Origin of the sequence: Alkalihalobacillus alcalophilus ATCC 27647 = CGMCC 1.3604, from assembly GCF_000292245.2 — a bacterium.
GTDB lineage: Bacteria > Bacillota > Bacilli > Bacillales > Bacillaceae_D > Alkalihalobacillus > Alkalihalobacillus alcalophilus.
Window position 1 is genome coordinate 25466 of record NZ_ALPT02000006.1, and the last position, 24286, is coordinate 49751.

General features: G+C 37.5%; 23 protein-coding genes and 1 riboswitch. All 23 genes read right to left on the reverse strand.

From position 1 onward, the window contains the following. Window position 1: 1 nt before the first annotated feature. Complete coding sequence (locus tag BALCAV_RS02610) at window positions 2-817, reverse strand: ABC transporter ATP-binding protein (RefSeq protein ID WP_003323377.1); 816 nt, start codon at window positions 815-817, stop codon at window positions 2-4. A gap of 23 nt (window positions 818-840) precedes the next feature. Then, window positions 841-1860 carry an ABC transporter substrate-binding protein gene (locus BALCAV_RS02615; RefSeq protein WP_003323376.1) on the reverse strand — a complete coding sequence of 340 codons (1020 nt, stop codon included), beginning with the start codon at window positions 1858-1860 and terminating at the stop codon, window positions 841-843. Window positions 1861-1886: 26 nt separating this feature from the next. After that, window positions 1887-3248: an LLM class flavin-dependent oxidoreductase gene (locus BALCAV_RS02620; protein ID WP_003323375.1), complete on the reverse strand. Its 1362-nt coding sequence runs from the start codon at window positions 3246-3248 to the stop codon at window positions 1887-1889. Between the two features lie 148 nt (window positions 3249-3396). Further along, window positions 3397-4290 carry a TauD/TfdA dioxygenase family protein gene (locus BALCAV_RS02625; protein WP_003323374.1) on the reverse strand — a complete coding sequence of 298 codons (894 nt, stop codon included), beginning with the start codon at window positions 4288-4290 and terminating at the stop codon, window positions 3397-3399. Between the two features lie 141 nt (window positions 4291-4431). After that, window positions 4432-4731, reverse strand: a complete 300-nt coding sequence (locus BALCAV_RS02630) for a hypothetical protein (RefSeq protein WP_003323373.1) — start codon at window positions 4729-4731, stop codon at window positions 4432-4434. Between the two features lie 98 nt (window positions 4732-4829). Beyond that, entirely contained in the window at window positions 4830-5909 is a 1080-nt protein-coding gene (locus BALCAV_RS02635) for a sulfate/molybdate ABC transporter ATP-binding protein (protein ID WP_003323371.1), read from the reverse strand. 2 nt (window positions 5910-5911) lie between these two features. Continuing rightward, window positions 5912-6784, reverse strand: a complete 873-nt coding sequence (cysW, locus tag BALCAV_RS02640; protein WP_003323370.1) for a sulfate ABC transporter permease subunit CysW — start codon at window positions 6782-6784, stop codon at window positions 5912-5914. Window positions 6785-6799: 15 nt separating this feature from the next. Further along, complete coding sequence (gene cysT / locus BALCAV_RS02645) at window positions 6800-7636, reverse strand: sulfate ABC transporter permease subunit CysT (protein WP_003323369.1); 837 nt, start codon at window positions 7634-7636, stop codon at window positions 6800-6802. A gap of 356 nt (window positions 7637-7992) precedes the next feature. Further along, on the reverse strand, window positions 7993-9018 hold the full coding sequence (locus BALCAV_RS02650; RefSeq protein ID WP_003323675.1) for a sulfate ABC transporter substrate-binding protein: 1026 nt from the start codon (window positions 9016-9018) through the stop codon (window positions 7993-7995). 81 nt (window positions 9019-9099) lie between these two features. Further along, window positions 9100-9264, reverse strand: a complete 165-nt coding sequence (locus BALCAV_RS21435; RefSeq protein WP_003323676.1) for a YezD family protein — start codon at window positions 9262-9264, stop codon at window positions 9100-9102. Continuing rightward, window positions 9248-9694 carry an RrF2 family transcriptional regulator gene (locus BALCAV_RS02655; protein WP_003323677.1) on the reverse strand — a complete coding sequence of 149 codons (447 nt, stop codon included), beginning with the start codon at window positions 9692-9694 and terminating at the stop codon, window positions 9248-9250. Before BALCAV_RS02655 ends, BALCAV_RS21435 begins: the two co-directional genes overlap by 17 nt. A 196-nt stretch (window positions 9695-9890) precedes the next feature. Then, window positions 9891-10676 carry an ABC transporter ATP-binding protein gene (locus tag BALCAV_RS02660; protein ID WP_040323436.1) on the reverse strand — a complete coding sequence of 262 codons (786 nt, stop codon included), beginning with the start codon at window positions 10674-10676 and terminating at the stop codon, window positions 9891-9893. Between the two features lie 137 nt (window positions 10677-10813). Continuing rightward, on the reverse strand, window positions 10814-12718 hold the full coding sequence (locus tag BALCAV_RS02665; protein WP_004427523.1) for an LTA synthase family protein: 1905 nt from the start codon (window positions 12716-12718) through the stop codon (window positions 10814-10816). A 402-nt stretch (window positions 12719-13120) separates the two neighbouring features. Continuing rightward, window positions 13121-14614, reverse strand: a complete 1494-nt coding sequence (gene zwf, locus BALCAV_RS02670) for a glucose-6-phosphate dehydrogenase (protein ID WP_004427519.1) — start codon at window positions 14612-14614, stop codon at window positions 13121-13123. Between the two features lie 571 nt (window positions 14615-15185). Continuing rightward, window positions 15186-15665, reverse strand: a complete 480-nt coding sequence (locus BALCAV_RS02675) for a thioredoxin family protein (RefSeq protein ID WP_004427518.1) — start codon at window positions 15663-15665, stop codon at window positions 15186-15188. 2 nt (window positions 15666-15667) lie between these two features. After that, on the reverse strand, window positions 15668-16090 hold the full coding sequence (locus BALCAV_RS02680; protein WP_004427516.1) for a disulfide oxidoreductase: 423 nt from the start codon (window positions 16088-16090) through the stop codon (window positions 15668-15670). Between the two features lie 229 nt (window positions 16091-16319). Then, window positions 16320-17678 carry a 5'-deoxyadenosine deaminase gene (locus tag BALCAV_RS02685; RefSeq protein WP_004427514.1) on the reverse strand — a complete coding sequence of 453 codons (1359 nt, stop codon included), beginning with the start codon at window positions 17676-17678 and terminating at the stop codon, window positions 16320-16322. Between the two features lie 52 nt (window positions 17679-17730). After that, window positions 17731-17830: riboswitch (purine riboswitch) on the reverse strand. After that, the gene (locus tag BALCAV_RS02690) at window positions 17825-18316 is read right to left on the reverse strand and encodes a (2Fe-2S)-binding protein (protein ID WP_004427511.1); all 492 of its coding nucleotides are present in this window, start codon (window positions 18314-18316) and stop codon (window positions 17825-17827) included. Its footprint overlaps the riboswitch before it by 6 nt. Next, window positions 18298-20580, reverse strand: a complete 2283-nt coding sequence (gene pucD / locus BALCAV_RS02695) for a xanthine dehydrogenase subunit D (RefSeq protein WP_004427510.1) — start codon at window positions 20578-20580, stop codon at window positions 18298-18300. Before pucD ends, BALCAV_RS02690 begins: the two co-directional genes overlap by 19 nt. After that, on the reverse strand, window positions 20564-21487 hold the full coding sequence (locus BALCAV_RS02700; protein WP_004427508.1) for an FAD binding domain-containing protein: 924 nt from the start codon (window positions 21485-21487) through the stop codon (window positions 20564-20566). The genes pucD and BALCAV_RS02700 overlap by 17 nt, the downstream gene beginning before the upstream one ends. Beyond that, window positions 21487-22128, reverse strand: a complete 642-nt coding sequence (locus BALCAV_RS02705) for a nucleotidyltransferase family protein (RefSeq protein ID WP_004427506.1) — start codon at window positions 22126-22128, stop codon at window positions 21487-21489. The genes BALCAV_RS02700 and BALCAV_RS02705 overlap by 1 nt, the downstream gene beginning before the upstream one ends. Beyond that, the gene (locus BALCAV_RS02710) at window positions 22125-23162 is read right to left on the reverse strand and encodes an XdhC family protein (protein ID WP_004427504.1); all 1038 of its coding nucleotides are present in this window, start codon (window positions 23160-23162) and stop codon (window positions 22125-22127) included. Before BALCAV_RS02710 ends, BALCAV_RS02705 begins: the two co-directional genes overlap by 4 nt. Window positions 23163-23447: 285 nt before the next feature. Continuing rightward, a complete protein-coding gene (locus BALCAV_RS02715; protein WP_004427502.1) occupies window positions 23448-24275 on the reverse strand; it encodes a uroporphyrinogen-III synthase in 828 nt (275 codons plus the stop codon). Between the last annotated feature and the right edge of the window lie 11 nt (window positions 24276-24286).

A 24286-nucleotide genomic window follows, 5' to 3' on the forward strand; every position in this document is an offset into this window, starting at 1 on the left:
ATTATGAAATATTTATCTTTTCTTGTCTTTGTGCTTTACTCACTTCATCTTGCAACAATGTCCATAACCGGTGGCGATAAGCACCGAATTCAGGCAACGAACGAATATCCTCTTCGGATTGTAAAGCATGTAAATCAATTTCTACTATTTCTTTGATTTGTCCAGGACGTGAGGTCATCACCGCCACTCTTTCTCCTAAATAGACAGCTTCATCAATACCATGTGTAATAAAAACGATCGTCTTTTTAGTCTTTTTCCAAATTTTTAATAATTCTTCTTGTAACGTTTCGCGCGTTTGAGCATCGAGTGCCGCAAATGGTTCATCCATCATTAACACGTCTGGTTCATAAGCAAGGCTTCTCGCAATCGCCACTCTTTGTTTCATACCACCGGACAATTCATGTGGGTAACGATTTTCAAAACCTTCTAATCCAACAAGCTTTATATATTCTTTCGCTTTTTTAATCCGTTCTGGCTTTGAATAGCCTTTTTCTTCCAGTCCGAATGTGACATTTCCTAAAGTTGTTAACCACGGAAAGAGGGCATATTGTTGAAAGACAATGCCTCGATTTAATGATGGTCCAGTTATTTCTTTACCGTCTAGTGTAATGGTGCCACTAGTTGGTAAAGTTAAGCCTGCTAGTAAATCTAATAAGGTTGATTTGCCACAACCACTTGGACCAACAATTACAAGAAATTCTCCCTCTTTAATATCTAAAGATACATCGGTTATCGCCTGAAACGGCTCATCATGAACATGTTTTTTTTGCTTTGTTGAAAATTGCTTATTAATATTCAAAACTTGAATCTTGCTCATTTTTTATCCCCTCTTTTCCATCGCTATTCCCCGTATGGATTAAACTCATTTGTATAAATCCCTTTCGCTTCAATATCTCCTTTATTTAAAAAGCCATCATGCTCTAGCCATTCAATCCAAACTTGAAATTCAGATTCCAAAATCTGCCCTCCTGCTCCTTCGATCCCAACACTTTTCCAATATTGAACTAAATTAGTATCTTCATTTCGGTCTCGTTTTTCAATGATGGAAACCATTCTTTCCCTTACTTCTTCAACAGGAGTTTCACGAGCCCACTCAATCGCTTTTGCCATGCCTTCCACAAATTTTTTCACCGTATTCGGATTATCTTGAATAAAGTCATCTCGGAAAACGAGGCTGCCCGCTGTAAAGTTGCCGAATAAATCTCGGTCTGTAAATAAAGGTCTAACCCCGCCACGTTCTAAAGCAACATCTTGTAAAATCCCCGAAAGGGTTGCAACATCTAATTGTCCTGAGCGCAAGGATTGCTCTCCATTAACAGGTGGGATCACAACTAACGAAACTTGCTCAATCTCCTCTTCTGTTAACCCTTCTTGACGTAAATATTCAACAATCGCAAATTCATGATGAGCTCCTAGTGTATTTACTCCAATCTTTTTCCCGATTAAATCCTTCGCTTCTTGGATTGGGCTATCTTCTAACACGAAGTATCCCGTCCACGTTTCATCATCGACTCCGTAATAACCGATCACAGAAGTAATTGGAGCACCGGCTTCGACTAATTTAACAATCGCCCCGTTAAAAGCTCCACCAAAATCAATACTCCCTGTTACAGTTGCTTGAATGTTCTCAGGTCCACTTGTTGTATTCCCGACCCATTCTAATTGAAGTGGTTCTAAATAGCCTAAATCCTCGGCAAGCTCCCAATAGCTCACCGTTCCTGCTCCCCCTAAATATTTTAGCGTTTCTACTTCTAACTCTCCGTCATCACTTGTTGCACTAGTTGATGTTTCTTGGCATGCAACCAAAAACAAACTAAAAACAGTAAGTGCAAGAACCCATTTAAATCGAACAAACTCCATTTACATCTCCCCCTTGAATCGACAAATTACTGGACATTTTTCTTTTGCACTTTTGGCTTTGCATATTGGGAAATCGGTCGCTCTAACTCTAAATGCTCCCGTAATGTCGAGCCTGTATATTCCGTTCTAAAAAGACCTCTTTCTTGAAGTTCTGGAATGACTTGATCAACAAAATCTTCTAATCCATCTGGTAAAAAAGGTGGCATCACATTAAAGCCATCTGCTGCTCCGTTTTCAAACCATTCTTGCATTTGATCAGCAATTTGTGAGGCTGTACCAAATATTTCACGATGTCCTCTCGCCCCAGCGATCCGACCATATAATTGTTTAATCGTTAAATGCTCACGCTCCGCTAAATCTTTTATGAGCTGGAATCTGCTTTTCGCCCCGTTTATTTCCGTTACTTCAGGCAAGGAAGGTAGAGGACCATCAACCGAATATGGAGATAAATCGACATTAATTAAAGCGGATAATAAACCGACTCCTACTTTCTCTGGAATCAACTCACGTAAATATTGTTGTTTCTCCCGAGCTTCTTTTTCTGTCTTGCCAATAATCGGGAAGACACCTGGCATAATTTTTAATTGATTGGCCGAACGTCCGTACTTTGTCAGACGTTGTTTGATATCTCGATAAAAGCTTTGAGCCTCCTCAAGTGTTTGCCAAGCTGTAAAAATAACTTCAGCTGTTTTGGCTGCTAATTCTTTCCCTGATTCAGAAGAACCGGCTTGCACAACAACAGGATGACCTTGAACTGGCCTAGACACATTTAAAGGTCCTTGAACAGAGAAATGAGTCCCCTTATGATATATCGCATGCACTTTGGACGGGGCTGCAAATTCAGCACGTTCTTTATTTAAAATCAAGGCATCATCTTCCCAGCTATCCCATAATTTTTTGGCCACTTCAACAAATTCTTCCGCTCGTTCATACCGAAGAGTGTGTTGTAAATGTTCCTCTTGATTAAAGTTACGTGCCTCAGCAAGACGTGATGAAGTCACAACATTCCAAGCTGCTCTCCCTCCACTTATATGGTCCAGTGAAGCGAATTTCCTCGCAACATGAAAAGGTTCATTAAAAGTGGTCGAAACTGTGGCGGTTAAACCGATTTTTTCTGTTACAGCCGCTAAAGCCGATAGTAAAACTAGAGGATCTGGCCTGACCGCTACCGATTGAGATACGGCCGTATCAAGCTGCTCATTTAATGCGTATCCATCGGCAAAAAAGATCATATCGAACAGTCCTCGTTCAGCCGTTGTTGCTAATTTTTTATATAAAGAAAGCTGTTGTAAGCTATTTATCTCACTATTCGGGTGACGCCATGCCGCTACATGGTGTCCCGGCACCATAAAGAAGGCCCCTAATTTCATTTCACGTTGGTTCGTCATTTGAAAACACTCCTCCAAATTTTTTATTTTAAATTGACTAACCGGACTTTTCTAGCGATCATCTTGCCTTGTTTTAACCTGGTGAAGAACTCCCCCTTCACCAGGACAAAATATAACTATTCGTATTAATTTAGTCGGATTTATTCGTTTAAGAATATGGTTTACTCTCTTCTCCAACGATGTTATAAGGGATCGAGCCTTTCAGAGTGACACGACTCATAACCCGATGAGCACCCTCATAATCATTAATCGCATAATGTTGTGTTGCTCGGTTATCCCAAATCACAACATCTCCTTCTTGCCACTGCCAACGAACCGTATTTTCAAGTTTTGTAATGTATTCTTGAAATAAAGCAATTAAATGGGCAGATGCAGAACTTGATAACCCCGATATTCGTTTAACAAAACTCCCTAATAATAATGTTTGTTCTCCCGTTTCAGGATGTGTTCGAACGACCGGATGTTCTGTTTCAATGACTTTTGAGGCGAATACATTCTTATAGCGCTCAACCGCCTCTTTTTTCGCTGTTGGTCTCCTAGCTGCATAATCAAAATCATTCGAATGAACAGCCCATAGTTGTTGTGCTAATGTTTTTAATGATTCTGGTAAGTGCTCATACGCTTCAACCGTATTAGCCCAAACGGTATCGCCACCAAACTCTGGGACTTTCACTGAGCGCAAGATCGTAATTTTAGGGTAATCAATCGTGAAAGTCACATCCGTATGCCATGCATCTGCACGCCCACCTTTGTCTGAATCTAATTCTAAAATATGCTTTGTTCCTTCTTTAACTGGGACGGTAGGGTGTGAAATTGGCTCTCCAAGTAGTCTAGCAAAGGCTTCTTGTTCTGAATCTGTTAAATGCGTTTGATTACGGAAGAACAAAACTTTATGCTTCAGTAAAGCATTTTCGACAATTTTAGTCGTTTCCTCATCCAATGAACCTGTAAGTTTAATCCCTGTCACCACAGCACCAATTCGACCTGAAACTTGTTTTACCTCAACCTTTGTTTTGTTTTCTTTTTCATTTAAAATGCTCATTTCACACTCTCCCTTTCATTTTTTTAGGAAATCTCTTTAAAAAAAAGATAAGGTCCTAATGTCCATATTTGATAATTCAAATAAAGAAATTAAGACCTCTAGTAAACTAGTCGGTTATGCAGTTGTTTATCTCCATTCAGCTTAATAAAAGGGCCCATAAGGATAATGACTTAAATAAAACTGTTCCGCTTTTTCTCGCATATCTGTCCACGATTGAAAAGCAGTTTGATTCAGAACAAATTGTTCCCACGCTTTTGATTCTACTTGCAGGACGAGTGGCCAAATAATTGAAATTTCCTCTTGATAGTTCCTATTCATTTCTTTCCAACTCGTATATTTTGTATATTTCCTCATAAACTCTTCATTAAATAACAAAGCAGGTGGTGCGATAAAGTATGGGATAAACAAGAAAAACCTCAACCATAACCTTCCCCACTTCATATAAATCCCTCCTCCAAAATATTATCTACGAAAAAAAGCCTCTATTCATTATGAATAAAAGCTTTCGGTGAACCGATCAGTCTTTTTGTTTTATTAAATTAAATCGAAAATTCCTCAGGTGTGAACACTTTTATTTGTTTTGGTTTAACAAAAACAACTTGACCTTGTGTAATACCTAAATCAATAAACTTGCTCTTTTCTAATTCAATTTCAATTAAATCTCCTTGCTCTCGCTTTGCTTCAATAAAGACGATTGGACCTACTGCATGAATATATTGAATCGAAACAGGTAAATAACCTTCCCCTTGCTCAGTCGTTTGAATATCAAATTGATGAGGTCTTGTATAAGCAAATGTGTCCTTTTTTGTATTTTGCACCGTTGCCGCGATATCACGATGATAAATTTCATCCCCAGATGATTGAAAAATACCGTTGTGTACTCTCCCTTTAAAAATATTGACATTTCCTAAAAAATCAAAGACAAACGGGCTATTAGGGTTTTCATACACTTCGTCAGGTGTACCAATTTGTTTAATTTGACCATCATTCATCACAACGACTCGGTCTGAAACATCTAAAGCCTCTTCTTGGTCGTGAGTGACAAAAACACTTGTTATATGAAACTCATCATGAAGTTTTCTTAACCATCTTCTTAAATCTTTTCGTACTTTCGCATCTAATGCCCCAAATGGTTCATCAAGCAACAGCACTTTTGGTTGAACAGCTAGCGCTCTTGCTAAAGCGACCCTTTGCCTTTGACCTCCAGATAATTGACTTGGATAGCGATTTTCTAAGCCATCAAGCTTGACTAATTCAAGTAATTCTTTAACTTTATCTTTGATTTCCTTTTTTGAAGGTCTTTCTTTTCTCGGTTTGACTCGTAACCCATAAGAAATATTTTCAGCGACACTCATATGAGAAAAGAGAGCATAATGCTGAAAAACAAAACCGACTTGTCTTTTAATTGCTTCAACATCCGTCATATTCTGTTCACCAAAATAAATATTTCCTTGATCCGGCTGCTCAAGCCCCGCAATAATTCGTAAGAGCGATGTTTTCCCTGAACCTGAAGGACCTAATAGGGCAACTAATTCTCCTGATTCAATGTTTAAATCGACATCTGTTAATGCAGCAAATGAGCCAAAGTTTTTTGAGATATTCTCTATTTTAATTGACATAACTACGATGACACCGCCTTTTGTTGATTCGCTTTCCATTCAATTGTATTTTTAATAATAATCGTGACAATCGCCAATAATGACATAAGTGATGCAACGGCAAAAGCAGCTGTAAATTGATATTCGTTATAAAGAATTTCTACATGAAGTGGCATCGTATTCGTCATTCCACGAATTTTTCCTGATACGACCGAAACAGCTCCGAATTCGCCAATCGCTCTCGCATTACATAAAATCATTCCATACAGAAGCCCCCACTTAATATTCGGTAAAGTAACGTGTAAGAAGGTTCTCCATCCATTTGCCCCTAATGATACCGACGCTTCCTCTTCTGAAGTCCCTTGCGCTTGCATGAGTGGAATTAATTCTCGTGCAACAAATGGAACTGTCACAAACAACGTCGCTAAAATAATACCTGGTACAGAGAATATAATTCTCCAGCCTTGCTCCATTAAAAAGGGACCAAAAAGACCATGGGCACTAAATAATAAAATAAAAACTAAACCAGCAATGACAGGCGACACAGAAAATGGCAAATCAATTAAAGTAACTAAAAAGCTTTTACCCCGAAAGCGGTATTTCGAAATAAGCCAAGCGGCTGCCACTCCAAAAATCGTATTTAAGGGGACGACAATGACCGCTACTAATAACGTCAATTTGATGGCCGACATCGCATCTGGTTCCGTAATCGCCGCCATATAAGTCGCAATTCCTTGTTCAAATGCTTTAAAGAAGATTGCAATTAACGGTAATAATAAAAAGAGAATAAGAAAGACGAGAGCGATAGAAATGAGCAGCCATTTTACCCAATTTGGCTCTTTTAATGCCTTTGCTTGAATTGTTTGTTGATTTGTTTGAGTTTGTAAACCAGCCATCATTTTAACTCCTTTTTACGCATATCTTCTTTGACTCCACCATTGAATTGCATTAATGACTAACAGCATAATAAACGAGAAGACAAGCATCACTGCGGCGATCGCTGTTGCTCCGATGTAGTCAAATTGTTCAAGTTTTGTCATAATTAACAATGGCGTAATTTCCGTTCGCATTGGCATATTCCCTGATATAAAGACAACGGAACCATATTCCCCTAATGCTCTAGCAAATGCTAAGGCAAAACCTGATAATAATGCCGGAAAGATCACAGGTAATATTACTTTAAAAAACGTATGAAAACGAGTGGCTCCAAGGCTTGCTGAAGCTTCCTCGACTTCTTTTTCAATGCCTTCTAACACAGGTTGAACCATTCGTACGACAAATGGCAAACCGATAAATGTTAAAGCGACGATAACGCCAAGTGGTGTGAAAGCAACTCGAATCCCAAAAATATCTAAATATTGACCAACCCAGCCTGTTGTGGCGTATAAAGAAGTCAGTGCGATACCAGCAACCGCCGTTGGTAACGCAAAGGGTAAATCAATTAGTCCGTCAATAAACCTTTTGCCTGGGAAGTTATAACGAACGAGTACCCATGCGATTAATAAACCAAATACGGCATTAATGGATGCTGCCGCAAAAGCCGCTCCAATACTTAATTTATAAGAAGCGACAACTCTTGGTTCCGTCACAACTGCCCAGAAGTTCCCCCAGCCCATTGTTGCTGTATTAAGAAAAATCATCGTAAGGGGAATAAAAATAAGCAAAGTCACATACATCATCGTAAAACCCATTGATAGTCCAAATCCTGGTAGAACACTATACTGTTTCCATTTTCTTTTTCTTGCCAAAATCGTTACACCTCTCCGTCTAGCTAGAATTCTTTAATTAATAAGAGGATGGGACAAAAACCTCCTCTGATACGAATAACAGGTAACATTTATTGGAATCGTAGTGGATGGCGTTCTATTCACCGTTTCCGAAAATCATGCTCCGCGTCCTGTAGGCTACTGATTAAGTCCAGTTAGTTAGATTAGGCTGAATCATTTAGCTTACTCCATTCGCTGCATGACTCGCCCACTAGGAGAGAGGATGAATCTTCTCATTCCTTTTGTAATAAAAAACAAGAAATTTCCAATAAAAAAGTTAGATGGCCATCATTTAGTCATTCAACTCTTTTTTAAATGGTTTTGTCCCTACCTCGTTTCTATGGTTGGTAAATTCGGTCAAAAACGCCACCATCATTAAAATGTATTTCTTGAGCTTCTTGCCAGCCACCAAACACATCATCAATCGTAAATAATTGAATATTTGGGAAGATATCATATTGTGCTAAAATTTCTTCATTTCTTGGACGATAATAATGCTCTGCTGCTAGTTCCTGGCCAATGTCCGTATATAAAAACTCTAAATACGCTTCTGCCACTTCTCTTGTTCCTTTTTTATCAACATTTGCATCAACAACAGATACTGGCGGTTCTGCTAAAATACTAATAGATGGATTAACAATTTCAAATTCATCTTCGCCAAGCTCATTAATTGCTAAGTACGCTTCATTTTCCCATGAAAGGAAAACATCACCGATTTTTCGTTCCACAAAAGTCGTTGTTGATCCCCTTGCTCCTGAATCTAGCACTTCCACATTTTGATACAGCTTTGAGACAAATTCTTCGGCCGCTTCCTCTGTTCCATATTCTTCAAGTGCATAGCCCCATGCCGCTAAATAATTCCATCTTGCCCCTCCTGATGTTTTCGGATTTGGCGTAATAACAGAAACATCCTCTTGAACGAGGTCATCCCAATCTTGGATATTCAATGGATTTCCTTTCCTTACTAAAAAGACAATCGTTGACGTATATGGCGTTGAATTATCATCGAGTCTCGTTTGCCAATCAGCAGGAATTAATTCTCGATTTTCATGTAAAACATCAATATCATAAGCTAGCGCAAGTGTTACAACATCAGCTTCTAATCCATCAATGACCGCTCTTGCTTGGCTTCCTGAACCACCATGTGAAGAGTTGATTCTGACTGTTTGACCTGTTTCTTCTTTCCAATAGTCCGCAAACTCCTTATCAAAATCTTGGTATAGCTCCCTTGTTGGATCATAAGAAACATTTAAGATTTCTACTCTGTCTCCATCACCCGAATTAGCTCCATCTGAAGAACATGCCGCTAAAATCCCTGTCAAAACAAATGCCGTCAATAAAACTAGCCGTTTCGTTCTTTTCATCTGCCATTCCGCCTCCTAATTGAACCTGTTAGGACGACCAACTATATCTTGCAAGCTGGTAGTCCTAGATGTTCTTTCCATTTATTGTTTGAATTTATTTTTCTTTTGTTGGGTAAACCTTACTTTTTCAGTAGCATCAATTTGCGTAATTTGATTATCATGAATCGTTATTAGTACCGTTCCAAATTCAATTTTTTCGATTGCTTTTTTAATCTCCTCTTCCTTTTGTTTATCGTAAAAACCCATCTGTCTTTTCCCCTTTCATTTGGATATTTTGATCAAGTAAATCTTGCAATGTTGTCGCATCAAGAACATCCGCAACCGTATCTCGTACTAGCCCCCACAACGGTTGTAATAAACAAGTAGGTTCAAGTGAACAAGCTTCATAAGAAGTGACACTGACACACCCCATCGGTGCTAGTGGACCTTCAAGCTTTCGAATCACCTCTCCGATAAAAATCTCAGAACTTTCTTTTTTTAATTGAAAACCACCATCCATGCCTCTTTTGCTCGTTATATAATCCAACGTTTTTAATTGTGCTAAAAGTTTTTCAAGGTATGGTGTCGGAACTAATATTTCTTCACTAATCTCCTTCACTTTCAATCTCTTTTCAGAATACTTAGCTAGAACAATTAAGGCTCTTAACGAATATTCCCCTTTACTAGATACTCTCATTTGAGTCACCTCTTTAATTATAAGTAATATGACAGGTTAAGTCGGGTTTATTCTAAAAAAAAAGCCTTAACTAGACATAATTAGTTCTAGCTAAGGCCTTCGGTTGTCCGATCAGCTTTAAATATTGAATTTGTATTTATATTATTATTCAGATTAATCATATGTGTCAAGTATGTTTTGAAAAATAATAAAAATTCTAATTTTTTATCGCAAGCCATGGTCGTCCCTTTTGCCATTGAATGTTTACAGGTAATTGAAAACAATCGCTTAAGTAAGGCTCTGTTAAGATACCCTTTTTTGGGCCTTGGGCGATGATTTTACCAGAGCGTAAGAGTAGGGCATTCGTTACGCTTGGCAACACTTCTTCCAAATGATGAGTTACATATAAAATAGTCGGACCATCCTCTAATTTCATAATTCCTTCAATTGTCTCTAATAATTGCTCTCTTATGTAGACATCTAATCCATTGCACGGTTCATCTAAAATTAAAATCTTTGGCTCAGACATTAAGGCTCTGGCAATCATCGTCCTTCTTTTTTCCCCTTGTGAAAGCGTATGGAATGCAGAGTCTTTGTAATTCTCCATCTTAAGTAAACGTAAAAATTGAAGTGCAGCTTCCTTATCTTCGTCTGTCATGTCTTCATAGAGACCAACAGAGGCGTGTCTGCCACTTAAAACGACTTCTAATGTCGTATCACTCGCCCTCGCCGCAAAACGCTCGTCTAACGAAGAACTAACCCAGCCAATAGTCTTTCGTAATTCGTGAATATTCGTTTGTCCAAACCGTTCATTTAAGACCGTTATTTCCCCTCCAGAAGCCCATTCATAACCTGTAATCAATTTTAATAAGGACGTTTTGCCAGAACCATTTAAACCTAACAAGACCCAATGCTCACCTTTTTGAACATGCCAATTAATTTTATTAAGAATAAGTCTATTCCATCTTCTGAAACTGACATCTTTAAGTTGCACAACTTTCATCAGATTCTCCTCCAAAATATTCGAAATATTCATATAATACCTCCATTATAGCAAAAATAGCCAAAAACGAAAATAATAAATAAAAGCTTATAAAAAAGCAGAAGAAAGGGATAACCCTCTCTTCTGCTTTTAATTAATTAATCATTTTGTGAAAGAACTTCTTCTTGTTCATGATCTTTATATCTTAATAAATCTCCATATAAGATTTTATCAGAGTAACCTAAATCCAGATTTACACTTTCAAAAAACGGCTCACAAAATTCAATTTCTATTTCTTCTTCTGTCTCTTTATCGTAGCAAACGCCTCTAGTGAAAAGGTAATCATCACTTATAAAGCTTCCATCACGTAAAATCGTAAATGATTCACGGTCTGGTGCTGTTAAATCTGTACCAAAGTGGAACATACCCTTTGTCTCGATTCCTAACAGATGAAGAATCGTTGGTTTTAAATCAATCTGACCTGAGACAGTATCCATTACTTTATTACCATCATAACCAGGTATATGAATAAACTTTGGCACCCGCTGTAATTGTACTGTATCAAACGGTGTAATCTCTTCTTTATCTAAATACATCGCCATTGAACGGTTATGATTTTCAGAAATACCATAATGATCCCCATACATAATAAAGATGGAATCCTCATACATTCCTTCTTCTTTTAGACGATCAAAAAAGTATTCCAAAGCATAGTCCATATAACGTACAGTTGGGAAATATCGACTTAACGTTCGGCTAGGATAGTCCCCTTCTTCTATAAACTTGTCTTCCTCATCTAACTCAAAAGGAAAATGATTCGTTAACGTAATAAACTTCGTATAATAAGGCTCTGGCTGTGATTTTAATAGGTCAATAGATTGCTCAAAGAAATCAACATCCTTTAAGCCCCAACCTACTGAATTTTCTTCATGAACATCATAGCTCATTATATCAAAATAACGGTCATAACCGAGAGATTGATACATCATATCACGATTCCAAAAGCTTTTATTATTCGCATGCATAACAGAAGCATAATAGCCATTTTCACTTACATTACTCGGTAGAGCATCAAAGGCATTACCCGCATGTGTAAAGAAGACAGAACCACTGTCACGGCCATACATCGAATTCGCTAGTAAATACTCTGAGTCAGAAGTTTTCCCTTGACCCGTTTGATGATAGAAATTTTCAAAGTAAATACTTTCATCAATTAAAGAGTTCAAAAATGGCGTAATCACTTCTCCACCTTCACCATTTTCATCCTCATTTACTGTTTCATTAATCACAAATGTTTGTAGAGACTCCATTGAAATGACAATAACATTTTTGCCTTCTGCAATCCCAAATAATTCAGGATCTGGCTCTTCATGTTTCGCTTTTACATGTCGCTGGACTTCGATAATATCAGAACTATCGGCAAAGACACGCTGCGCTCGCGTTTGCGACTGAAGAAACCCATCATAAACATGATAATTAAAGATCCCAATATTTTTAACAATCAAATCACGGTCAAACGAACGTGTTAATAATTGTGGGCGCTCTGCTTGGGCAAGTGTTAAATTTGTTACAAATAAAACGACAGCCACTAACATAATGAGTAATGGCTCTCTTTTTAACGGACGTAATGCAGGGCTGTTACGCTTTTGAGCTAAGTAAATCAGAATTGCGATGTCAATAAAAATAAAGGCATCATACCAATGAATTAGTTCAAATACACTTGAACCTAAATCGCCCATATTACTCGTTTGAAATAAAACAGGTATCGTAATATAGTCCGTAAAAAAGCGGTAATACAGTAAATTAAAATATAAAACGAATGATGCAATCGTTGCTAATATAATAACAGCTTTCTTTCGCCATTTAGCTGCAAAAAAGAAACTAATTCCTAATATAAATATGGCTGAACTTAATGGATTAATAAATAGCAAAAACTCCTGTAATGGATTATCAGAAGGAATTCCGAAGCCAACTTTATAAATGATATACGTTTTTATCCATAAGAAAAATACAGCTAACGCAAAAAACCTTACTCGATATAATAGATTCTTTATCCTTTCCATAATCTTTCCCCTTCCTAATTCCCTTCTTGCAGACAAACCATTCCTTTTATCTCTATCTTTTTTTGAATGATTGCCCTTGGTAAACTTTTCTCTTTTAATTCATTTCATTTTTTGTGAACATTTACTATCTTAGCTGAATGGAATTATAAGTCAATAGATATAATGTGTAAGATCATGAGATATTAACACAACAAAAATCGACAATAACTCAACTGAGCCCAGTATTTATATGACGATTTGAAACCATTATTGGTTTCATCTTTTTCGACATTTCCCAGAAAAAAACAAAAAATCATTCAAAAGACCTTACACCACTCTATTACCTTCATTTTTTTCCAACTATTGAAACAAGACAAAAAACCTACCACTTTTATTAAAAAGGATAGGTTTTTTGTCGCCTTCTTACAAATCCTTTAATGCCCACCATTTAAATCCATCATTTGATAACAATTGTTCAGACGATTTCGGTCCCATCGTACCTGATACATATTGTTCAATTTCTTCATTCGACTCTGCCCATGCTTTTGAAATTGGGTCAATTAATGCCCAAGATAAATTCACTTCATCCCAGTGAGCAAAATTTGTCGCATCTCCTAACATACAATCATAAATCAAGCGTTCGTACGCCTCTGGTGTATTAACACCATCAATACTGTTATTTTTAAATTCTAAATCAACCGGTATCGTTTCACCTAATAACCCAACTTTTTTTCCATTTAAAATAAGGGTAATTCCTTCATCCGGTTGAATATGAATAACGAGTAAATTCGGATGAATCGTCATATCTTCACTTTTTTGTGTATAAACATTTAGTGGCAAGTCCTTAAACTGTACGACGATTTTAGTTGACTTTACTGCCATACGCTTTCCTGTTCGGACGTAAAAAGGTACCCCCGCCCAGCGATGATTGTCGATTAATAGCTTTCCAGCGACAAATGTTTCTGTTGTCGAATCTTCTTTAACATTTTTCTCTTGACGATATCCTGGTACTTCTGAACCGGAAATTTCACCAGCTGCATACTGTCCGCGAATAAAATAATCAGACGCCTCATCGGTCGAAATCGGACGGATCGCACGAAGCACTTTAATTTTTTCACTTCTTACTTCATTAGTTGCCAGACGAATTGGTGGGTCCATCGATAATAAAAGAACCATTTGTAATAAATGATTTTGCACCATATCCCTCAATGCTCCAGATGTCTCATAATAACCACCACGATCTTCTACACCAAGCACTTCACTTGAGGTAATTTGGATATTCGAAATATGTCGATTATTCCACAAAGGTTCAAATATCGCATTAGCAAACCGGATCACTTCGATATTTTGAACCATTTCTTTTCCTAAATAATGATCAATACGATAAATTTGATCTTCAGAAAAAGCTTCACGAATTTCATTATTTAATTTCTGAGCAGAAGGAAGGTCATGGCCAAATGGCTTCTCAATGACTAAACGGTTCCAACCTTCTGATTGAGTAACGCCTTCTTTTTTCAATTGAATCGCAATCGTTCCAAAAAACTGTGGAGCCATTGCCATATAATAGATACGATTACCAGGAATTTCGAATTTAGCTTCTAACTCTTCAAGTTTATGTTTTAATTTTAAGTAAGACTCCGTATTAGTTACATCAAATGGTAAATAGAAAAAATGTTGACAAAATTCATCAATTCTTTCATTCGATAAATGGGTTTCTTCAATCGCCTTTTTGACATTCTCACGTAGCTCAGCATCAGACCATGGTCTTCTCGCCGCACCAATGACCACAAAATTGTCTGATAGTTTTCCTGATAAAAATAAGCTGTATATTGAAGGATATAATTTCCTTTTAGCTAAATCACCTGTTGCCCCAAATAAAATGATACTTGTTTTTGGCTGTACAATTTTGTTCGTCATTTATTCAATTCCTCTCTATCCCGGTCAGTCTACCTGCCATTATATGTATATCTAATCTCCCTATCCAAAATACTCCTAATTCTCTCTATCACATTAAAGCAACATTGTGTTTAGTATATCGTAATTTAAAAAGAAGTAAATATAAAAAGCGGTAAAAAAACAATGATTTCTCCAATATTTGATAGAAAAACGCTTGCATTTATTATCTATCACTTTTTTACTTTTCCCTGTTAGAAAAAAAACGACAAAGTTCTTTACTAGGCTTTGTCGACACCCTCACTTTAATTCTTTTTATCATCCTCTATTATAAGGAATTTTATCCGAAAATGATACTTAACTATTTTATTTAAATAGAAACAATCAAATACAGATTATAATCGAACAGAGTAAGAAAAACAAGCGTGAAATGCCATCATAAATAGGATAAGTAACATACAATTCACCTTGAACCGAAACATCCTTAATTGAAATTATTCCCATTTCATAAAAATACTTCTGAGGTTTTGTTCCTCAGAAGCATTTTAACTACAGTGTTAAGCCAATTAGAGATTCTAGCTAGCTTGTTTTAAATTTATTCTTCTTCATTTAATGTGTACTGTCTAAAAAATTGCTCATATTCTTCCGTTGAGGCAGCCCCTCGAATGCCTTGATAAAATTCTCCGTCTTTATATTGAATTAACGTTGGCGTTGCTTCGATTCTATATTTGTTCCAGCCTTCATTAAATTCAAGTAAATTAAACTGTACCATATCAACATTTAAATCTTCTGCAAGTGGAGCGAGTCTTGGTGTTACTTCTTTACAATACCCACAGTCAGGACTGTAAAAGTAGACAGTAACATCCTCGCCATTTTCAAGCTTTTCGTCTAACTCATCTGGAAGAATCAAATTTTGATAGTTTGGATCATCTAACTGAGCTATCGTTGAAGGATTTAAGTTTGCTTTCCCATAAGGATTCCCTTCTGCTTTTTGTTTGTTTTGGCTCGTAGTGACGAAAGCCAATGCTGCAAAAATAAGGACAATCACACCACCAAAAATAAGGATCTTTTTCATTTTTAATACCCCTTTCGACTTCTTAACACAATGACATTACAAATAATAATGATAATAAAGGCAGTTCCAGCTAAAAATGGTATCGTTACAAACCCAAACCAATTAATGTATTGACCCGTACATGGTACTTGACCACACGATGGAGCTACACCTTGAAGAAAACTGATTTTTTGAAGCGAATAATGGTAAACGGACATACATAAGCCGATACCTGCAAATACAAGTGAATAAATCGCTGCATTTTTATCTTTACGAATAATGCCAATTAACAAAATGAGAACAATTGGATACATCATAATCCGTTGATACCAACATAAAGTACAAGGAACAAATTGTTTAATTTGCGAGAAATACAAGGAACCTAACATTGCAATTAAGGAGGTAACCCAACTTAAAAGCATGATATTCTCAGTTTTCTTATTCATTTACCTACCCCACATTTCCATAGACTAGATTTTTATAATCAATTTCACATCCCCCATTATACGTTAAAATGATCATTGGCGCTTGTCAATCTCGTGAACATTTTAAATAAAAGTTAATATATTTTAGTAAGTGATTTTTCAGAGGCCGTTTCACGTCTTCTCCATGAAAAAACAAAAGACTCCCCTCATAAGCTCATTATTATGACCTTATCGGGCAATCTTTTTAAAACTATTTTATTGGAGTTATTTTTTGGGCTAAATGCGGAATTCGCTCGATTAAACGTCGGATTGATTTATCTGCTTCTATTAATACATTGCCTTTATCAATTGTTTTCATGACTCGATTTTTCATAACGATTTCCCCATTAATAATCGTCGTTTCAACATCGGCCCGTGTAGACGAATAAACAAGCCTTGATATCGGATCAACATCATAACGCGGGAACGTATGAAATTGGTTTAAATCAAGTATCACAAGATCGGCTTTTTTGCCGACTTCAATACTTCCAATTTGCGAGTCCATCCCTAACGCCTTCGCCCCCCCAATTGTCGCCATTTTAAATACTTCATGAGCATTCATACTCGTTGGACCATGAGCGGGTTTATGGATTAAAGCAGCGAGTCTCATTTCGTTAAACATATCGAGATTATTATTACAAGGGGCTCCGTCTGCACCAAGTGAAACGGACATCTCACGCTCCAACATTTCGGGAACGTCGGCATAGCCAGAAGCTAACTTTAAATTAGAGCCAGGGCAATGACTGACATGAATCCCTTTATTTTTAATAATTCGTTTTTCTTCCTCATTTAACCAAACACAATGGGCCAGCAATAATCTTTCATTGGCTAAGCCTAAATGGTCGAGATACACGATGTTTCTCATACCTGTTTCTTCTTCAACAATCCGAATCTCCTCTTGATTTTCAGAGGCATGCGTGTGGACTCTCACCCCATATTGTTTCGATAGTTGACTTACTTCTTTTAACAAATGTTCTGTACAAGAAATGACAAAACGAGGGGCAAAGGAATACTGAATTCGACCTTCATCATACATATGCCATTTTTCTAATAAATCAACACTTTCTTGAAGCGATTGCTCCGTTTTTTCTTGCAAAGCTTTTGGAACGTCCTTCCCTTTATCCATCATTACTTTCCCAGATAAAGCACGGATTCCACTTTGGGCAATCGCTTGAAAAGCATACTCACTATGATGAACAGTTTCCATATCAGCTATCGTTGTTGTCCCACTTTGAATTAATTCACCTATTCCTAATAAAGCAGAATAATAAAGCGATTCCTTGTCATGAGCCGCCTCCAGTGGCCAGATGCGTTTACGTAACCAATCCATCAATTCTAAGTCATCGCCTTTTCCGCGGAAAACGGTTTGGCAAAGATGGATATGAGTTTGAACAAATCCGGGGATAACCGTTTTATTCGTCCCATTAATGAATTCATCTACTTGTTCCACTTCTATATGTTGAGCGATTTTTTTTATACGGTTCCCTTCTATTAAAATATCTCCTCTTAAAATCTCATTCTTTTGGTTCATCGTAATGATTTCAATATTTTGAATCAGAATTCGCTTCATTCTCATGCTCCATTCTCTCGTATTTTAGACACAACAAATAGCCACAATTAAAGACATCTTTTGCCTTTAACGTAGCTAGGAATTATCGGTTCCTTGTAGAGACCCTCAACCCATATTATTGAGGTTATACGTTACGATCGTTGCGATTATTTACTTTTCATTTGAGCAGCCTTTTCAACGGCACGAATTATCCCAGCATACCCCGTACATCGACACAAGTTTCCTGACAAACCTTGTTTAATTTCCTCTTTTGTTGGGTTCGGCTTTTCATTTAACAAAGCTTTTGTCGCCATCACCATTCCTGGAGTGCAATACCCACATTGAAATCCACCTTCTTCCATAAAAGCTTGTTGGATCGGATCAAGCCTCTCTTTTGAGAGACTAACGATCGTTTCTACCTTTGCTCCCTCTAAATGATAAGCCAGTGTTAAACATGCATTGACTAACCTTCCATTAACTAAAACGGAACAAGCTCCACATCGACCAATTTCACAGGATATTTTTGTACTCACTAATTGTAAATCTTCTCTTAATATATCAATTAATCGTCTGGTTGCTTCGACTTCTAAACGATAGGGCATCTGATCAATTTCTAGCTCTAAAGCTATATATGGAGCAATTACATCGTTTTTATCCAAGTTAATTCCTCCTCCACACCCATTGATGAAATTAACCGCTCACGCGAGATTGGCAATTGATTTAACCAAACTCCTGTTGCTTGCTCAACCGCTTTTATGATAGCTGGTGCGACTGCGACTGTTCCAATTTCTCCAACACCTCTTGGACCAAACTGATCGTCCTTGTCTAATTTCTCAATAGCTTCAACAGTTAATTCGTCTGGAATATCACAAATCGTCGGAATTAAATACGTATCAAAATTATCGGTTAAATAATGACCATCGACAATCGCCGCCTCCTCCATTAATGAATAACCGAGGGCCATCATCCCTCCCCCTTCAATTTGACCTAAATACCCTAATTCATTAACGACAGGACCAGCTGAAATCGTTTGGTGAAGTTGCAAAACTTTTACTTTTCCTGTCCGTGTATCTACTTCGACCTCTGCTTTTACGCCCGCAAAAGTAAAGAGGAAATGACCAGAATCAATCGGGTCTGGTGTCGTTGGAAAATCAAATTTAGTTGTTGCCGACATTTCTCGATTTATTTTTGTTAATTGTAAAAAAGACAATTGCCTTTGTTTCGGACTATCTAATCGATATACCCCGCCCGCACCAATTGTAAGCATTTCTTTTTGAACCTTCAGTTGTTTGGCCGCCGTTTCCAAAAGCGCCTGCACAAATGGTCGTTTTAATCGTTGCACAGTATGCCAGACCATACTTGTCGCTCTAGATGCAGTCGATGAACCAGATGAAGGAACCTTTGACGTATCACCAATCGTAATCGTTAAATCCTCAACATGACAGCCAATTTCTTCTGTTACAATCGTCTCAATCACTGCTAATACCCCTTGACCAAATTCCTCAAAACCAAACGAAATTTCAATTTTCCCTTGCTTATTTAATGCGATTCGTCCTCCGGCTGGATCAAGGCGGCCATATCCTAAACCACCACCATGCATAGTAATCGCATACCCAGCTCCATACTTTAACCATGGTTTATCTTTCCTTTGCTGCTTCCTCTCTTTCCTCAGGTTGGCCTCATTTATGAGCACGGCTAACACGTCCTCTGCCCCGGTTGTTTTCGCAATCCGTTGCCCTAAGGAACCGCGATCTTCCGCTTGGCGAATATTAAGTCTGCGCAACTCAAGAGGACATAGGTTTAATTGTTCAGCTAAGCGCTCGATTTGTCCTTCCAAGGCAAAAGTGACTTGGTTCCCACCAAAACCGCGAAATTCACCCGATACACCGTTGTTCGTAAACACCGACTTTCCCTTCACTTGAACGTTCTGAATCACATAAGGGCCTGTCGCATGTTCAACGGCAAAGTCTAAAACAGCAGGTCCTAATGAAGAATAAGCACCTGTGTCAGCCATTATTTCAACTTGGTGGGCAATAATCCGTCCGCTATCATCGGCTCCTGTTTTCATTTTTATTTTCATTGGATGCCTTTTTAAGCCAGCTTTTACGGACTCTGTTCGTTTATTATGCATTTTAACCGGCAAATTTGTTTTCAAAGCAAGAAGGGCTGCATATGGTTGAACATTTAACTCATCCTTGCCTCCAAATGAACCACCCATTGGACTTGAAACAATGCGAATTTTTGTTTCTTCCATATTTAATATTCTCGATAATTGAAACCGATCTTTGTAACCATGTTGTGTCCCTATATAAACCGTAAGCGAACCGTCTTCCTCTGGTACGACCATCCCTCCCTCAGTCTCCATATAAGCATGCATTTGTCTAGGGAGTTGATACATTTCCTCCACAATATAACGGCATTTTTGAAAACCTTTATCTAACTGTCCATAAGAAAAGCCTGTTTCATGAAGCAGATTGCCATTCTTATGAAGGGAAGGAGCTCCTTCTTTTAAAGCTTCTTCAGGTGAGGTAATCACAGGTAAAACTACATATTCGACTTGAATTAAGTCTAGTGCCTTTTCCGCTACCTCAAGTGAAGTCGCAGCAACTGCTGCAATCGCATCTCCAACATAACGAACTACTTGATCACAAAAGACAGGCTGGTCGGGTGTGACAATTCCAAACCCATTTAACCCTGGAACATCTTTTGCTGTTAAAATCGCTTTAACACCGGGTAATTCTTCAGCTTCACTTACATCAACCGAAATAATTTTAGCATGTGGATAAGTACTTCTTAGAACTTTCCCATATAACATTTCTGCTGAATATAAATCGGTTAAATAAGTCAACTTTCCTGTCACTTTCTCTCGCCCATCAGGTCTTAGACGTTTTCTCGATTCAGAAATCTCAGAGCGAAGACGCATCTCTTTCCCCTTCTTTCTCCATAGTGATTCGGCGAACGATTTCCGAACAAAACAAATTCGCTACCACCCTCGTTTTGTAAGTGCTATCTACAAACGGGTCATCAATTGGTCGGTACTCTTGTAAAATCGATTGATACACTTTTTGTAATAGCTCTGGTGTCACTTCATTGCCTAAAAGAACTTGTTCTGTTTGAAAAAGCCTTTTAGGATGATGGTTACTTCCCGATAGTGCAAGCCGGACGGAATCAACGACCTGGTTCGAATCTAGCTCAAGCATTGCTGCCACACTAACGATTGCCGGAACAAAACTTTCGCGTCGCCCTAATTTTTCAAAATAGTAATTCTCATCCTCATAAACCGAATATTCAGGTAATAAAATTTCCATAATGAGAATGTTTTCAAAAGCTGCTGGTGCAACCTGTTTGCTCTGAATAAAATCTACTAATGGTTTTGTTTGTTTATCCATTCCATTAAACCAAGTTAACTGGGCATCGATCGTCAATAAGCTCGGAAATAAATCACCAAATCCATGTGCCAAATTACCACCAATCGTGGCTAAATTTCGAATCGCTGGAGCCGCAATCTGAAGGAGTGTTTTGATAATACTAGATTGATAAGGTAAAAGCAGTGATGAATTAAGGAGATTACTTAATGGAACATTCGCACCGATCACAACTGATTTTTCTTCAGTCTGACAAAAATCAAGCAAATGTAATTCAGGAATTTTTTTCAAACTAATTAAATGAGGAGGGAGAACCATCCCTTTTTCCCGTTGAAGTTGTAAAAACGTTCCCCCTGCGATATAAGACGCTTCTTTATTATACTTTTGTTTAATCGCCCAAGCTTCTTCTACGGTTGTTGGAAACCACATTTTCGGTGGTTTTTGAATGAAGTTTGCTGCTCCCATTACTTTTTACCACTCCTATTTATAAACCATTCAAATTGTTCTTTTGTGTCTATATCGAAAAATAATTCTTCCTGATCATATTTGAGTTTAGCAACTTTATGATCATCCGTTTGTTCAATTAACTTTTTGGCTCCTTGATCTCCTGATAATAAAAGCAGTTGCTCAAATGTTGATTTTAGACATAAAATCGGTGGTTGAATGATATTCTGACATTCTGAGATGATGTAATCGACTGACTGACCATTTTGAAGGACTGATGTATATTTGTTTATTAATAAATCGATCATTTGTTTTGTCAGCATAGGCTGATCGGCAAGTACTATCATAACTCCGTCAATATCATCCTCAATTGCCCTTTTTAAACCACACTTTAAAGACTGTGATTGACCTAAATTAGGATTTTTATTAAAAACAAAGCTTATTTTGTCCCTTTCCCTTTTTGTTAACGCTAACTCTACTTCTTCTTTTTGTTGAAACTCTGAAATCACAACAAAAATTTGATCGAGTGAACATTTTAATACTTTCTTTAAAGCAATAACTCCTAATGGCTCATCATTAACACGTAAAAGGAATTTAGACGTGCCCATTCTCGTTGATAGGCCCGCCGCTAAATAAAGGCCAGCAATTCGATGTGTCTTCATTGATAAAACGTCACCTTTTTTAGTTCAGTATTTTTAAACTTAATCAGCTGTGCCACGATACTAATCGCGATCTCATCTGGTCCTTCTGCTTTTATCATTTCCCCAATTGGACTATAGACAAAACCTGGAACAGATGCTCCTTCTAATAAACGAGCAGTCCGATTTTTTGACCCTAATACCCCAATATAGCCAAGTTGTTTCTTTAATAGTCCTTTTAAAATCAATTGATCTTGCTGAAATTGATGGGTCATAATGATCACAAAATCGTCATCTTGGACATCTAAGTTAGCAAAAAGGTCATCTTTCTTGATGAGCATTTTTTCATTCGCTTCACTAAATCGAGTATCCGTAAGCAATGCTTCCCGCCAATCAACGACTAGAATATAAAAATCCAATTTCGCTACCAATTGTACAAGGGGAATCACGTCATCTCCTGCACCAAAAATCACTAATCTTTTTAATGGTCTAAACGTTTGAACATAAAGTGTTTCATTTAATTCAACATTTATAAAGCGTCCATTTTTTAAGGGAGGCTCACTGTTGTATGCTGTCACAAACGACGGAATCTCGCCTTGCCAATTGTTCAAGATTAAACGATCACCTGAGTGTAAAATGTGTTTCAATGGTGCTTTACCTGCTGTTATCCTTTTAAAAAGAGTGACTTCCTTCCCTAATTTGAGCTCACTTAAGATTTGTTCATACCCTTTTCGTACTTGTTTACAACAGCGTTCAATTAACACATAAATAATTCCATTACACCCTGAATTCATGCCCCAACCTAAATCATCCTCTGCTCTCATATCAAAGGGGAGCACTTCGGCATCCTCTAGTTGCTCGCTTTCAATCCGTGTAGAAATATCTTCTTCTAAACAGCCGACACTCAAAATACCATGTCTATTTCCATTTGATTGAAAAAGCATCATCGCTCCTTCTTTTCGATAACTCGAACCTTCCACATGAACAATTGTAGCTACATAGTCTTCAGAATTAGCTTGAACAATTTTAGCTAAGAGGGAGTTCATTAGTTTAGCCAATCTTACCTCCTCCTATCTGGAAAAACAGTCGGGTTACTTAAAATGAATATTCGTTTAGTTTTGAAAATAATATCGAAAATGAACGATATATTCCATAACTTTGTAAGATATCGTCACAAAGTCTTTTAGCTACCATGCTCAAAAAAACAACTTATATTTGTTTATCTAAAAATAAGGATAAAAGGGAAAAAAGGGAGAGGGCTATCCCCTTAAAGGTCATTTTCATAACCGTTTGAGCCAGCCCCCTAAAATGAATGGAATGAGAAGATGCATTTAGTTGATTTTTTAGTGTATCGTGGGATTATTCTGTTTTTTTATATAGCGAGCCAGCTCAATAATCATCGCTCCCATCCGTTCTAATGTTGGCACAACAATGCGCTCAACTCCTGAGACTGTCAGCTCTTCTTTTGTTACTTTACCGACCGCTACGGCAACAACATGCTTTTCAAACGCTTCTAATAAAAGACGATGTTTATCATGACGTTTTGCATAATCAAATAAACTTCTCACTTGTAAAAAGGTCGTAAAACAGACAGCATCCACTTGTGAAGTTAAAATCTCATTTAGTAATAGCTCAACAGTTTCCGCTTCTGGTGCGATATGTTGATAAGGCAATACTTGAGCAACCGTTGCTCCTTTATTTTCAAGGAACTCAATTAAAGTCGGCGAACTTAAACCATGTAATTGAACCCACGCATTTTGATTTAAAAATGACGTGTCCCTTAAAGCTGAAATAAGTCCTGAGGTTGTCCCATCATCATCAACAACCTCCGCTTTTATACCTAACTTATGAAGGGCCGCAATCGTTTTATACCCTCTTGCCGCTATTTTTACCTTTTTCATCTTTTGTAAAAACAATTCCTTTTGTCCAAGCTTTTCTGCGACCTCAACAAGAGCATTTGTCCCAATTCCAGTCGTCAAAATAAGCCAATCAACGTCTTGTTGAATAAAAGCGGACAAATCTTTCTCTAATTGATCAACCGCAAAAAAGACCGTACCTTGTAGGGAACGTACCGAAGCTTCTCCCCCTTGTTTCTTTACTAATGCCTTCATTTCTTCTGTTTTTCGTGAAGCTGTTAGTATAACCTTTTTCCCCGCTAATGGTTTGCTCATAAAATACTCCT